This window comes from Streptomyces sp. NPDC002057 (assembly GCF_040296665.1).
In the GTDB taxonomy this organism is placed as follows: Bacteria; Actinomycetota; Actinomycetes; order Streptomycetales; family Streptomycetaceae; genus Streptomyces.
Genome location: NZ_JBEOXR010000046.1, coordinates 62,737 through 74,390, shown reverse-complemented (window position 1 = coordinate 74,390; position 11,654 = coordinate 62,737). Strand labels below are relative to the sequence as shown.

Annotated in this window: 14 protein-coding genes; all 14 read right to left on the bottom strand. The window is 71.6% G+C overall.

Going from position 1 to position 11,654, the window contains the following annotated elements; translation table 11 throughout:
* Positions 1 to 27: 27 nt before the first annotated feature.
* The gene (locus ABT129_RS28790) at positions 28 to 585 is read right to left on the bottom strand and encodes a TetR/AcrR family transcriptional regulator (RefSeq protein ID WP_351907406.1); all 558 of its coding nucleotides are present in this window, start codon (positions 583 to 585) and stop codon (positions 28 to 30) included.
* Positions 586 to 656: 71 nt separating this feature from the next.
* Positions 657 to 1,493 carry an RNA polymerase sigma factor WhiG gene (gene whiG / locus ABT129_RS28785; protein WP_187623028.1) on the bottom strand — a complete coding sequence of 279 codons (837 nt, stop codon included), beginning with the start codon at positions 1,491 to 1,493 and terminating at the stop codon, positions 657 to 659.
* Between the two features lie 239 nt (positions 1,494 to 1,732).
* Positions 1,733 to 2,959, bottom strand: coding sequence for a DNA-processing protein DprA (gene dprA / locus ABT129_RS28780; protein WP_351907395.1), 1,227 nt, complete (start codon positions 2,957 to 2,959; stop codon positions 1,733 to 1,735).
* A complete protein-coding gene (locus tag ABT129_RS28775) occupies positions 2,956 to 4,578 on the bottom strand; it encodes a YifB family Mg chelatase-like AAA ATPase (protein ID WP_351907393.1) in 1,623 nt (540 codons plus the stop codon). Before ABT129_RS28775 ends, dprA begins: the two co-directional genes overlap by 4 nt.
* Position 4,579: 1 nt before the next feature.
* Positions 4,580 to 4,945 carry a YraN family protein gene (locus ABT129_RS28770; RefSeq protein ID WP_351907391.1) on the bottom strand — a complete coding sequence of 122 codons (366 nt, stop codon included), beginning with the start codon at positions 4,943 to 4,945 and terminating at the stop codon, positions 4,580 to 4,582.
* A gap of 194 nt (positions 4,946 to 5,139) precedes the next feature.
* Positions 5,140 to 5,448: a DUF2469 domain-containing protein gene (locus ABT129_RS28765; protein ID WP_005311352.1), complete on the bottom strand. Its 309-nt coding sequence runs from the start codon at positions 5,446 to 5,448 to the stop codon at positions 5,140 to 5,142.
* Between the two features lie 55 nt (positions 5,449 to 5,503).
* Positions 5,504 to 6,118, bottom strand: a complete 615-nt coding sequence (locus ABT129_RS28760; protein ID WP_351907389.1) for an NUDIX hydrolase — start codon at positions 6,116 to 6,118, stop codon at positions 5,504 to 5,506.
* Entirely contained in the window at positions 6,115 to 6,882 is a 768-nt protein-coding gene (gene lepB, locus ABT129_RS28755; protein ID WP_351907387.1) for a signal peptidase I, read from the bottom strand. Before lepB (ABT129_RS28755) ends, ABT129_RS28760 begins: the two co-directional genes overlap by 4 nt.
* Positions 6,883 to 6,956: 74 nt before the next feature.
* Positions 6,957 to 7,892, bottom strand: a complete 936-nt coding sequence (gene lepB, locus ABT129_RS28750; protein WP_351907404.1) for a signal peptidase I — start codon at positions 7,890 to 7,892, stop codon at positions 6,957 to 6,959.
* Complete coding sequence (gene lepB / locus ABT129_RS28745) at positions 7,861 to 8,856, bottom strand: signal peptidase I (protein ID WP_351907385.1); 996 nt, start codon at positions 8,854 to 8,856, stop codon at positions 7,861 to 7,863. The genes lepB (ABT129_RS28750) and lepB (ABT129_RS28745) overlap by 32 nt, the downstream gene beginning before the upstream one ends.
* On the bottom strand, positions 8,849 to 9,625 hold the full coding sequence (gene lepB, locus ABT129_RS28740; protein WP_351907383.1) for a signal peptidase I: 777 nt from the start codon (positions 9,623 to 9,625) through the stop codon (positions 8,849 to 8,851). Before lepB (ABT129_RS28740) ends, lepB (ABT129_RS28745) begins: the two co-directional genes overlap by 8 nt.
* 69 nt (positions 9,626 to 9,694) lie before the next feature.
* Positions 9,695 to 10,045, bottom strand: a complete 351-nt coding sequence (gene rplS / locus ABT129_RS28735) for a 50S ribosomal protein L19 (RefSeq protein ID WP_351907381.1) — start codon at positions 10,043 to 10,045, stop codon at positions 9,695 to 9,697.
* A gap of 128 nt (positions 10,046 to 10,173) precedes the next feature.
* Positions 10,174 to 10,995 (bottom strand): tRNA (guanosine(37)-N1)-methyltransferase TrmD, encoded by an 822-nt coding sequence (trmD, locus tag ABT129_RS28730; RefSeq protein WP_351907380.1) that lies wholly within the window; start codon positions 10,993 to 10,995, stop codon positions 10,174 to 10,176.
* Complete coding sequence (rimM, locus tag ABT129_RS28725) at positions 10,992 to 11,633, bottom strand: ribosome maturation factor RimM (protein WP_351907378.1); 642 nt, start codon at positions 11,631 to 11,633, stop codon at positions 10,992 to 10,994. The genes trmD and rimM overlap by 4 nt, the downstream gene beginning before the upstream one ends.
* Positions 11,634 to 11,654 lie beyond the last annotated feature (21 nt).

The following is an 11,654-nucleotide window of genomic DNA, read 5'->3' as shown; positions in this document are numbered from 1 at the left end:
GGGAGGGGGGGAAGCCCCCCAGGTGGATCAGGTCGGGGTGTCGTGCGTGCCGTTGACGCCGTGGAGGGCCATCGTGACCGCCGCCTCGGCGATCGCCGTCGGGTCCTCGGCCGCGCCGAGTTCGATGCGGCGGACGGCGGCGTCGACGACGCCCTGGAGGAGCATGGCGCCCAGGCGGGGCTGGGGCTGGCCGAGGGCGGCGAGGGCTTCGACGATCATGGCGACGAGACCGCCGTGGGCCGCGCGGATCTTCTCGCGGGCGCCGTCGTCGAGTTCGCTCGCCGAAATGGCGACGACCGCGCGGTGGCGCCGGTCGCCGACCAGCTCCAGTTGCTTGCGGACGTACGCCTCGACCTTGCCCTGGGGGGTGTCGGCACCGCCCATGGCCGTCTCGACCTCGGCGGCCCAGACGGGGAAGTCGACGGCGCACAGTTCCTCGACGACGGCCGCGCGCGATCGGAAGTACTCGTAGACCGAGGAGCGGGCGAGGCCCGTCCGCTCGGCGAGTGCGGGGAAGGTCAGCGCCTCCGTACCGCCCTCGGACAGCAGGGAACGCGCGGCGTCCAGGAGGGCGCCGCGCTGCATCGTCCGGTGCTCGGCCACCGAGGCCGCTCGAATCCTGGGCACGGCTCCACTGTACGACCGGCTCGTGCCGGTCAGCGTCCGACGTCGGCCAGCTTGGCGCGGAGCTGGAGGACGGACTTGGTGTGGATCTGGCTGACACGGCTCTCGGTGACGCCGAGGACGTGGCCGATTTCGGCGAGGGTGAGGCCCTCGTAGTAGTAGAGCGTGACGACGGTCTTCTCCCGCTCGGGGAGTGTGTTGATGGCGCGGGCGAGCAGGCGGCGCAGCTCGCGGTCCTCGGCGACCTCGACGGGGTTGTCGGCGGCCGTGTCCTCCAGGGTGTCCATCAGGGAGAGCCGGTCGCCCCCCTCACCGCCGACGTGTAGCAGCTCTTCGAGCGCGACGACGTTCGCCAGGGACAACTGGCTGAATACCGCGTGCAGTTCCTCCAGCGTGACGTCCATCTCGGCGGCCACCTCGGTCTCGGAGGGGGTGCGCCTGAGCTGGGCTTCGAGGGTGGCGTAGGCGCGCTCGACGTTGCGGGCCTTCTGGCGGACGGAGCGGGGGATCCAGTCGAGGGCGCGGAGTTCGTCGATCATGGCGCCGCGGATGCGGGTGATGGCGTACGTCTCGAACTTGATCGCCCGCTCGACGTCGAACTTCTCGATGGCGTCGATGAGGCCGAAGACTCCGGAGGAGACGAAATCGGCCTGTTCCACGTTGGACGGCAGCCCGACGCTGACTCGTCCGGCGACGTACTTGACGAGGGGCGAGTAGTGCAGGATCAGCTGCTCCCGCAGCCGCTCGTCACCCGTGTCCTTGTACGACCGCCACAGTTCGTCGAGGGAGGTCGGTGCGGGTGGTCGCACGGCGCCCCGGGCTGCTGGGGGCACCGCAGCGCGGTCAGACCCGGAGGTGTGCTGGGGCATGCGTTGCCTTGAGCCGTTCTGCTGTCGGGTGTGTCTGTGTGGGTGTCCTGGACGGAATCCTGGTGAGCGTAGCGTGAGTGCGCGGTCGCGGTGCGCGAACATCGGTGGATCGCGCCGCTCCGGGTGGACGCCGTCGGCCACATCTTCGAACCCGGGCCGTGGCGCGCGTCGGCCCCTCGGGTGCGGCCGAGAGAACTCGGTTGTTCATCGGCATCACCCTTTCACCCGAATGCTCCAGGTCAAGTACCGCCTCGCCGGGCGTTCGGCGTGGGTGTGGCCGGGTTCGTCAACTGCCAGCCCTCTCCGTGCCGTTCGACGAAGCCGAGGGAGTGCAGTTCGTACAGCTTGGCGAGGGTGTCGTCGGGGGTGGCTCCGGCTCGGCGGGCGATGGCCGTCGTGGGGGTGGGGCCGCGGGCGGGGACGGCTTCCAGGACGTGCGCGGCCGCGGGGGCGAGGAGGTCTCGGGGGACGACGGGTCCCCGGCGCGTCGGGGCGAGCTGACCCATGTCTCCGATGAGTTCGATGATCTCCTCGGCGTCGGTGACGAGGGTGGCGTCGCCGCGGAGGAGTTCGTGGACGCCGGCGGAGAGGGCGCTGGTGACGGGTCCCGGAACGCCCATGGTGTGGCGGCCGAGGCGGGCCGCCGCGCGGGCGGTGGAGAGGGAGCCGCTGCGGTGCTGGGCCTCGATGACGACGGTTCCTCGGGTGAGGGCGGCGATGACCCGGTTGCGGAGGATGAAGCGGCTGGGCGTGGGGTGGCTCTCGGGTGGCAACTCCCCTACGACGAGACCCTGTTCGGCCACGCGCCGGATGAGTTGGTCGTGGCCGCGGGGGTACGGGGTGTCGACGCCGCAGGCGAGGACGGCGATGGTGGCCCCGCCTGCGGCGAGTGCGCCGCGGTGGGCGGCTCCGTCGATGCCGTAGGCGGCTCCGGAGACGACGACCCAGCCGTGTCGGGCGAGTCCGGTGGCGAGGTCGGTGGCGGTGTGGGCGCCGTAGGGGGTGCAGGCGCGGGCGCCGACGAGGGCGACGGAGCGGAGGGCCCAGGTGCGCAGGTCGGCGGGGCCGCGGACCCAGAGGCCGATGGGGCGGGCAACTCCGAGGTCGTCGAGTTGACGGGGCCATTCGGTGTCGCCGGGGACGAGGAAGCGGCCGCCGAGGGCGTGGATGGTGGCGAGGTCGCGGGTGGGGTCGGCGGTGGTGGCGCGGAGTCGCCAGGAGGCGAGGCGTTTCGGTCCGGTGCCGGGGAAGGGGTCGCCGTCCGTGGCCGCGACGGCATCGCCGCCTCGCCCATGGCGCCCGTCTTCCCCTCCCCCTCCGTCGTGTGTGGTGTGGAGGAGTCGGGTGAGGAAGCCGGTGGCTCCGTAGCGGTGGAGCCAGCGGCCGGCGTGTTCGTCGCCGGGTTCGACGACTCGGCTGAGTGCGGCGCGGGCGTGCCGGTCGTCCATGGGGGTGGAGGTGGTCATGTGAGTCCTCCGGCTCCGACGGGCACTCCGCGGGTGATGCCGGTGCGCATTTCGAGGGCGAGGGCGATGTCCTGGCTGTCGGGGCGGTCGTGTCCGGCGAGGTCGGCGACGGTCCAGGCGACGCGGAGTACGCGGTCGAGGCCGCGGGCGGTGAGGAGTCCGCGTTCGATGTCGCGTTCGGCGAGGGCGAGGGCTCCGGGTGCGGCGAGGTAGCGGGTGCGGAGTTCGTGGCCGGGGATTTCGCTGTTGACGGTCCAGGGGGTGTCGGCGAGGCGTGCGGCGGCGCGGGTGCGGGCTTCCTGGACGCGTGCGGCGACGGCGGCGGTGCTCTCGCCCCGGCCGCCTCGGCCGAGGAGGTCGGCGCGGGTGACGGGTTCGACCTCCACGCGGAGGTCGACGCGGTCGAGGAGGGGGCCGGAGAGGCGTGCCTGGTAGCGGCGGACGAGTGAGGCGGGGCATTCGCAGCCGGAGCCCAGCAGGGTGTGGCGTCCGCAGGGGCAGGGGTTGGCGGCGAGGGCGAGGAGGAAGCGGGCGGGGAGGCGTACGACTCCGGCGGCGCGGGCGATGACGACGTGTCCGGATTCGAGGGGTTGGCGGAGGGCGTCGAGGGCTTTTCCGGAGAATTCGGGGGCTTCGTCGAGGAAGAGGATGCCGCGGTGTGCCAGGGAGACGGCGCCGGGCCTGGGGAGGCCGTTTCCGCCGCCGACGAGGGACTGCATGGTGGCGGAGTGGTGGGGTGCGCAGTAGGGGGCGCGGCGGACGAGGGGTTCGCCGGGCGGGAGGATGCCGGCGACGGAGTGGACGGCGGTGACTTCGAGGGATTCGTGTCGGGTGAGGGGCGGGAGGATGCCGGGGAGTCGTTCGGCCAGCATGGTCTTTCCGGCGCCGGGTGGGCCGGAGAGCAGCAGGTGGTGGCTGCCTGCGGCGGCGATTTCGAGGGCGCGGCGGGCGCGGTGCTGGCCTGCGACGTCGGCGAGGTCGGGTCCCGCGGTGGGGTCGTCGGGTTCGGCGGCGAGTCCGGTGCCGAGGCCTGCGCCGGGGATGAGGAGTCCGGCGAGCATGGCGTCGGGGCGGCCGGCTTCGGTGGGTTCTTCCTCGGGGACGGGTTCGTCGGTGAGGACGGCGATGAGTTGGCGGAGGCTGCGGACGCCGAGGACGGAGACCCCGGGGACGAGGGCGGCTTCGCCGGCGGTCTGTTCGGGGACGACGACCTGGCGGTATCCGGCGTCGGCGGCGGCGAGGACGGCGGGGAGGATGCCGCGGACGGGGCGGACGCGTCCGTCGAGGCCGAGTTCGCCGATGAGGACGAGGTCGGCGATGGCGCGGGGGTCGATCCGTTCGGCGGCGCCGAGGACGGCCGCGGCGACGGCGAGGTCGAATCCGGAGCCGCCCTTGGGGACGGACGCGGGGCTGAGTCCGACGGTGAGTTTCTTCTGGGGCCATTCGGCGCCGGAGTTGACGACGGCGGCGCGGACGCGGTCGCGGCTTTCGGTGAGGCTCTTGTCGGGGAGGCCGACGAGGGTGAAGGCGGCAACGCCGGGTTCGAGGTCGGCCTGGACCTCGACGACGACGCCTTCGACGCCGATGAGGGCGACGGAGCAGGTGCGGGCGAATCCCATCTCAGGCCACCCCTCGGGCGTGGGTGAGGTCGGGGGCGCCGCGGTGGGGCAGGACGATGCCGACGAGGTCGATGCGGACGCCGCCGGGGGGTGTCGGGGTGTCGTTGCGGGCGAGCCAGCAGGCGGCGAGGCGGCGGAGTCGTTCGGTCTTGCGGGGTGTGAGGGCGGCCATGGGGTGTTCGTAGGTTCCGTGGCGGCGGGTTTTGACCTCGCAGATGACGAGGGTGTCGCCGTCGCGGGCGACGATGTCGATCTCGCCGGTCCGGCCGCAGCGCCAGTTGCGGGCGAGGATGTGCATGCCGGTCGCGGTGAGCCGGCGGGTGGCCAGCTCTTCTCCGTACCGTCCGAGTGCTTGGGTCTTGTTCATGCGGTACCACCTCCGTCACCGACTGTGACGGAGTGGGGTGGACCGCGTGCGGCGCTGTGGACGGCCGGGGGTCTGTGGAAAACGGCCTCACCCGTGGGGGTGAGGCCGTCGATGGTGTCAGCTGCCCGAGGAGAGGGTTCGGCGGAGGGCCGACCGGGTCGGTCGCTCGGGAAGCGGCGGGGATGCCGGTGGTGTCAGCTGCCGGGGAGTTCGAGGTCGCTCTTGTTGAGCTCCTCGATGTTCACGTCCTTGAAGGTGAGGACGCGGACCTGCTTGACGAACCGTGCCGGTCTGTACATGTCCCAGACCCATGCGTCGGCCATGCTGACCTCGAAGAAGACCTCGCCCTGGACCGAGTGCACCTGCATCTCGTAGTCGTTGGTGAGGTAGAAGCGCCGCTCGGTCTCGATCACGTATTTGAACAGCCCGACGACGTCGCGGTACTCCCGGTAGAGCTTCAGCTCCATCTCGGTCTCGTACTTCTCGAGGTCCTCGGCGCTCATGGCATGTTCCCCTTCAGCCGTGCGTCCCCCTATTGTGCGCCAGCCGAACGCGCCCCTAAACGATTTCCGGGGCGAGAACCACCGGTGCACTCGGAGGTCCCTCGTCGAGCAGCGTGCGCAGCAGCTCGGCGAGTCTGGTCGGGTACACCGTCTCACGCGCCGCCGACAGTTCGGCGGAGGTCCACCATCTCAGGCCCGCGAGGCTGCGGTTCTCCAGGTCGGTGAGGGCCTGGGGCCGGGGTGCGGGCTCGGTTCGGCGGGTGCGGGCGAGGTAGTACCACTCGTCCTGGTCCCAGCGGCGCCCGTCGAAGGGGAAGGAGCAGTACCGCGTCCAGAGGACGGGTCCGAGGTCGATGTCGGTGATGCCGGTCTCCTCGACGAGCTCGCGCAGGGCGGCCTCCTCGCGGGTCTCGGCGCCCTCCAGGCCGCCGCCGGGGGTGAACCACCAGGTCTGCGCGGGGTCTTCGGGTTCGTAGCCGTGCAGGAGCAGGATGCGGTCGTCGGGGTCGAGGAGCACGACACGGGCGACCCTGCGGGGCGCGGCCCCACCCGACTCGACCGGAAACGGCGCGGCCCCACCAGACTCGACCGCACCAGACTCGCCCTCACCCGGCCCGGCCCCACCCGGCTCCACCCCGTACCACTCGCCCCCACCGGAGGAATCCGTCATGTACCCACCTTCTCCCGCTCGCCGGCCCGCTGCCCCGCCGCGCGACGTCTCGTGAAGACGCCTGCCACCGGTCCGTACGCGCCGCCGGCCAGGATCAGGACGGCTCCGGCCGCGATCGCGGTGAGGAGGGGGCGTACGGGCCCGGGTTCGGAGATGCCGCCGGGGAGGGCCGCGAAGCCCGTCGGGCGGTCCAGGAGGCCCTTGGCGGGCCAGACGACGGCGTCGACCCTGGCGACGACGGTGGAGCGGGGTACGGAGCCCTGGCCGGCCTCTTCGAGGTGGGAGCGCGAGTCGAGCGAGGTGTGCCGGTCGTCGCCGAGGAGGAAGAGGTTGCCCGCCGGGACGGTGACGGAGAACTCCGTACCGGACGCTCGGGTCCGTCCGTCGGGTCCGGGGCTCAGGTAGGGCTCGTCGACGGGGGTGCCGTTGACGGTGAGGCGACCGTCCCGGTCGCAGCAGGCGACGGTGTCGCCGCCGACGGCGGCGACCCGCTTGACCATGGTCGTGTTGCCCCAGAGGGGGTCCTCGAAGACGACGACGTCGCCGCGGCGCACCTCGTCGCCGTCGAGGCGCTGGGCGAGGATCTTGGACCCGACGTCGAGGGTGGGGGTCATGGAGTCGGTGGGGACGGTGTACGGCTGGTAGAGCAGGGCTCCCCAGACGAAGCCGCCGAGGAAGAGCACACAGCCGACGGCCACGGCCAGCCCCGACAGCACGCTGCCGAGGCGGCCGTGGCCGCTCTGGGTCCGTATGTTTCCGCTCATGTGCGCACCCCGTAGGTCTGTCGGCGGACCGCTGGTCTGTCGACGGTCCGGGACGGCACCCTACCCGCGGGTCACTACTCGGCGGTATGCCGAGCGGCGAGCTTCTTGCGGCGCCACAGCACCAGCGGAAGCGCTCCGGCGAGGCCTGCCGCGCCGAGGGGTGCGGCGCTCATGGCCTTGTTGAGCGCGGGGTTGTCGAAGATGTCGGGCACCGGGAGGGTGGCCCAGCGGGTGACGGGCCAGGCGATGACGACGGCGCGGCCGACGACCTCGTCGTTGGAGACGGTGCCGCCACCGGGGAGCTGCTGGTGGAAGCGGGAGTCCAGGGAGTTCTGGCGGTTGTCGCCCATGACCCAGATGCGGCCCTCGGGGACCTTGATGGGGCCGAAGGAGTCCTGGCAGGGGAGGGAGCCGGGGTAGAGGTACGAGGTCTCGTCCAGCGCCACCCCGTTGAGGATGACCTTGCCGCCCTCCTTGCAGGAGACGGTGTCTCCGCCGACGGCGATGACGCGCTTGATGAGGTCCTTCTCCTCGGCGGACGGCATGAGGCCGATGAAGCTGAGGAACTTCTGGACGACGTTGGGCGTGGGCGCGGTCTGGCCTTCGAGCCAGCCGCCCGGGTCGTGGAAGACGACGACTTCGCCGCGCTCGGGCTCGGAGCCGAACCAGGGGGTCAGTTTGTCGACGAGGACCCGGTCGCCCCTCTGGAGGGTGTTCATCATCGATTCCGAGGGGATCGAGAACGCCTGCACCAGGAAGGTCTTGATCAGCAGCGCGAGCACCAGGGCGATGCCGACGAGGAGGGGCAGTTCCTTCCAGAAGGAACGCTGCTTCCTGGGGCCCTTGCCGGAGCCGCCCGCCGCCGCGTCGTCGCCATCGCCGGGCGTGCCGTCGCCCGGCGGCCGCGCCTGCTCGTCACCCGTCACGTCGTCACCCGTCGTGTCATCGCCGAAGGCCCCGTCGGCCCTCTTGTCGGGCTCATCGTGTCCGGATCGTGCGCCGACGGCCAAATCCCCCACATCCACTCCTCAGTCCGTGCGATCGCCTGCCCCGGAACAGGGACAGGCCCACCACTCCCATAACGAGCAGAAGTTCCGCAGGGGTCGGGAGCCCGGGGAATCCGTTCAGATTCCGCTGGGACACACTATGCGACAGACCGGATGCGGACTCGGAACCCGTACGGGCGTCCGGTACGGCGGCGAAGGTGGCGCGTTCCTCCAGGCCGCGCCAGTGTCCGACGGGCCAGGCGATCACCACGGCGCGTCCCACGACCTGCTCCTCGGAGACGGTTCCGTGGTCCTTCTCGTCGAGGTGGTAGCGGGAGTCGGCCGAGTCGGAGCGGTGGTCGCCGAGGACGAAGATCCGGCCCTGGGGGACCTTCACCTCGAAGGGGATGGTGGACGGCTGGTTGCCCGGGTGCAGGTACGGCTCGTCGAGGGGTACGCCGTTGACGGTGATCCGCCCGTCCTCGCCGCAGCAGCGGACGGTGTCGCCCCCGACGGCGACGACCCGCTTGATGAGGTCGCGGTCGTCGGCGGAGGGCAGCAGTCCGATGAAGGTGAGGGCCTGCTTGGCCTGTTTGACGCCGATCGGGTCGTCGGCGGGCGGCGCGGCCTCGTGCTGGAGCCAGTTGCCGGGGTCCTTGAAGACGACGACGTCGCCGCGTTGCGGGCGGGAGCCGAACCAGGGGGTGAGCTTGTCGACGAGGACCCGGTCGGAGATGCGGATCGTCTGTTCCATGGAGCCGGAGGGGATGACGAACGCCTGGACCAGGAAGGTCTTGAGGACGAGCGCGATGAGGACGGCCACCGTGATCAGGATGGGGATCTCGCGGAGCGCGGAGCGCTGACGGCGTCGCTTGACCTTGCGGGCGAGCCTGCGTCGTTCGGCCCTGCCCGGCAGTGCGGCGCCCTGGCCGGGTGGCTGGTCGGTGTCGTGGCTCCGGCCGCCCGGCGGCCGTCCCCGGCTACCCATGGGCCCCCGCCCCGTGTCCGCCGGCGGGTGCGGCCGGTACGGCGTCGAAGGCGTCGGTTCCGGCCACGGTGGACCAGCGGCCGAAGGGCCAGGCGATCCAGTCGGCGCGTCCGACGACCTTGTCGACGGGGACCATGCCGCCGCCCGGGTCGCCGAGGTGGTCACGGGAGTCGCTGGACTGGCTGCGGTGGTCGCCCATGACCCAGAGGCGGTCCGGGGGGACGACGATGTCGAAGGGCACGCTGGAGGGCTGGTCGCCCGGCATCAGGTAGCGCTCCTCGACGGTCGCGCCGTTGACGGTGAGCCGGCCGTCCTTGTCGCAGCAGACGACCCGGTCGCCGCCGGTGCCGACGACCCGCTTCACGAAGTCGGTGTCGTCGGGCTCGGCGAGACCGAGGGCGGCGGCGCCGTCGTGCAGGAGACCGGTGACGGGGTTGTCCCGGGGCTGTTCGCGTACGAAGGATCCGGTGCCGTCGAAGACGACGACGTCGCCCCGGCCGGGGGCACTGCCGAAACGGTACGCCAGCTTGTTGACCAGGATCCGGTCGCCGATCCGGAGCGTCGGTTCCATGGAGCCGCTCGGGATCAGGAAGGGCTGCAGCACGAAGTGGCTCAGGAGCAGCATGAAGGCGACGCAGGCGCCACCGGCGAGGGCCGGGCGCCGCCAGGAGGAGAGGGCCCCGGGCTCCCCTGGAACGCGCGCGGAGCGCGACCCCTCCTCCGTGTCGGAAGAAGGGTCGCGCTCCGTGTGCTGTGCTTCGGTGTCCATCGGGGACAGAGCCTATCCGGCCTGCCTGTGCGAGGACTCGGAAGCGTCGAGCGTGCCGGGAGCCGAGGCTCAGCGGTCGCGCTTCTCCTTGATCTTGGCGGCCTTGCCGCGCAGCTCACGGAGGTAGTAGAGCTTGGCGCGACGGACGTCACCGCGGGTCACGAGCTCGATCTTCTCGAAGATCGGGCTGTTCACCGGGAAGGTGCGCTCGACGCCGACGGAGAACGAGACCTTGCGGACCGTGAAGGTCTCGCTGACGCCCGAACCCTGGCGGCGGATGACGACACCCTTGAACTGCTGGATGCGGGAGCGGGTGCCTTCGATGACGCGCACGTGGACGTTCACGGTGTCGCCGGGGCGGAAGGCGGGGAGGTCGGAGCGGAGCGAACCCGCGTTGACCTGGTCGAGCAGGGAGGCCATGGAGGTCTCTTTCCTCGCTGATGCCACAGGTCATCAGCGGTACGTTCGAGGATGATTCGGATCGCCGTCCGCTCCTGGCGGCGTCTTCCCCCTGTGGCAGGGGCGCGCGCCGGACGGACGACAGCGGCCTATTCTTCCACGTCGTCGAGCCTGCGCCAAAATCGGCCGCCGGGCTCGGGCGCCCATCCCATCATGGAGAGGATCTCGCGGTCCTTCTTGTCGAAGGCGGCGGGGTCGCAGCGCTCGATGAGATCGGGCCGGTGGGCGGCGGTGCGCCGGAAGGCCTCGTCGCGCCGCCAGCGCGCGATCCTGCCGTGGTGGCCGCTGAGGAGGACGTCGGGGATGCCCCGGCCGCGCCACTCGGGGGGCTTGGTGTAGACGGGGCCTTCCAGGAGGTTGGCCATGGCGCCGGGGGCGAAGGAGTCGTCGCGGTGGGACTCGGCGTTGCCGAGGACGCCGGGCAGGAGGCGGGCGACGGCCTCGGTGACGACGAGGACGGCGGCCTCGCCGCCGGCCAGGACGTAGTCGCCGATGGAGACCTCGTAGACGGGCATCCGGGTCGCGTACTCGTCCATGACGCGGCGGTCGATGCCCTCGTAGCGGGCGGGCGTGAAGATCAGCCAGGGCCGCTCGGAGAGTTCGACGGCCAGCTCCTGGGTGAAGGGGCGGCCGCTGGGGGTGGGGACGACGAGGACCGGGCCGTGGGCGCCGCCCTCGTAGCCGTCGGCGAGCGTCTGGTCGAGCGCGTCGCCCCAGGGGTCGGTCTTCATGACCATGCCGGGGCCGCCGCCGTACGGGGTGTCGTCGACGGTGTTGTGCCGGTCGTAGGTCCAGTCGCGGAGGTCGTGGACGTGGACGTCGAGCTGTCCGCGCGCGCGGGCCTTGCCGACCAGGGAGACGTTCAGCGGTTCGAGGTACTCGGGGAAGATCGTGACGACGTCGAGCCTCATGCCGTCTCCTCGCGGGACGCGTCGCCGGATCCCGCGCCGGACTCGTCCGCGGACTCCTCGTCGGACCCCGTGTCGGCCTCCTCGTCGGACTCCTCGTCGGACTCCTCGCGGGAGGAGGCGATCTCGGCGCGGTCGTCGATCAGGCCGGGCGGCGGGTCGATGACGGCCCGCTGCTCCTCCAGGTCGATCTCGACCACGATCTCCCCGACGAACGGGATCATCACCTCGGTGCCGTCGGGACGCTCGACGATGAAGAGGTCCTGGGACGGCAGGTGGGAGATCTCGGTGATCCGGCCGATCTCGGTGCCGTCGGCGAGGACCACGTCGAGGTCCATCAGCTGGTGGTCGTAGTACTCGTCCTCCTCCTCGGGCATCTCCGTGGGGTCGATCTCGGCGATGAGGAGGGTGTTGCGCAGGGCCTCGGCGCCGGTGCGGTCGCGGACGCCCTCGAAGCGGAGCAACAGCCGGCCGCTGTGCACCCGGCCGGTCTCGATGGTCAGCGGACCGGCGGAGGCCGGGTCGGTGAGCAGGACGGCACCGGGGCCGAGCCTGAGCTCCGGCTCGTCCGTGCGCACCTCGACGGTGACCTCGCCCTTGATTCCGTGGGCGCGGCCGATCCGCGCGACTACCAACTGCACTGCTCCACACTCTCCTGTCAC